This window comes from Actinomycetospora sp., assembly GCF_055612215.1.
Genome location: NZ_JBVPVA010000173.1, coordinates 1 through 1,296, shown reverse-complemented (window position 1 = coordinate 1,296; position 1,296 = coordinate 1). Strand labels below are relative to the sequence as shown.

Here is a 1,296-nt window from a genome sequence, read left to right as displayed (position 1 = left end):
CGACGACGGTGCGTCGCCAGCTCGAGCTCTTCGACGCCGAGCGCGCGGCCCACGACCGCGGGCCGGCCGCGGCGCGCCCGCTCATGCGCGAGGTGTTCTGCGCGGACACCCGCGAGGAGGCGCTCGCCCGGGCGCGGCCGTTCCTGGCGGGGAAGTACGCGGTGTACGCCGACTGGGGGCAGGACCGCGTGATGCCCGACCGGGAGTCGTTCCGCATGGAATTCGAGGCGCTGGCCGACGACCGCTTCGTCATCGGGACCCCGGACGACTGCACGAAGGCGCTCGCGGGCTGGCTCGACCTCGGCGTCGACCACTTCGTCCTGCGCACCGACTGGCCGGGCATGCCCGTCGAGTACGCCGCACGGTCGATCGAGCTACTCGCCCGGGAGGTCGCGCCGGCGCTGCGGGAGGGCTGACCCCGCCCGTGCTGGCATGCTGCGCGCCATGCCGGTCCCCCTGGGCGAGGCCTACCGCGGTGCCTTCACCCGCCTCGACACCCGCCTGCGCGCGCTCGCCGCCACCGACCCCGCGTCGTTGGACGCCCTCGTCCCGGCCTGCCCCGGCTGGACGGTGCACAGCGTGGCGTCCCACCTGTGCGGCATCGCCGTCGACGCCGTCGCCGGGCGCATCTCCGGACCCCCCGACGACGAGTGGACCGCCGGGCAGGTCGACGCGCGCCTCGGGGTGCCGGTCGAGGAGGTGCTCGACGAGTGGGCGCCGCACGTCGGGACGATCGCGGCCGGCCTGGACGCCCGGCGCATCCCGCCGCCGGCCGCGGCCGACGTGCTGGTCCATGAGGGCGACATCGCCGAGGCCCTCGCCGACCCGGTGCCCCCGGAGGACGGCTGGCGCGACGCCGCGCGTCTGTTCTGCCGGGGCACGGTCCGCGGGCTCCAGCGCGCGGGGACGCTGACGGTGCGCTGCGGGGGCGAGGAGTGGACCGGCGGATCGGGCGGGGACGGGCCGGTCGCGTCGGTGGAGGTGGCGCCGTGGGAGTTCTTCCGCGGCGTGTTCAGCCGCCGCAGCGTCGACCAGATGCGGGCGTGGTCCTGGGAGGGCGACCCGGAGCCGTGGCTCGAGCCGCTCACGGTCTTCGGCCTGCGCACCGACGACCAGCCGCGGTAGGCGCGCCCCCGTGGTCGCCGGGACCACGAGGACTACTCCCGTGCGGCAGGCACCTCGCCGCGGAACCGGTCCCGGTAGGCGTCCCATTCGAACGTCGCCAGGAACGCCGACGCCGCGTCGTACCCCCGCTGGTAGAGCGCGTCCCGGCGCGGCTGCGTGATGCCGAAGTCG

At 76.3% G+C, this 1,296-nt stretch carries 2 protein-coding genes; both read left to right on the top strand.

Going from position 1 to position 1,296, the window contains the following annotated elements; genetic code table 11:
- Positions 1-416 (top strand): LLM class flavin-dependent oxidoreductase (locus tag AC0CYZ_RS04805; RefSeq protein WP_472212863.1); only part of this gene is annotated, 416 nt, incomplete at its 5' end.
- 28 nt (positions 417-444) lie between these two features.
- On the top strand, positions 445-1,125 hold the full coding sequence (locus tag AC0CYZ_RS04800; RefSeq protein WP_472212861.1) for a maleylpyruvate isomerase N-terminal domain-containing protein: 681 nt from the start codon (positions 445-447) through the stop codon (positions 1,123-1,125).
- Positions 1,126-1,296 lie beyond the last annotated feature (171 nt).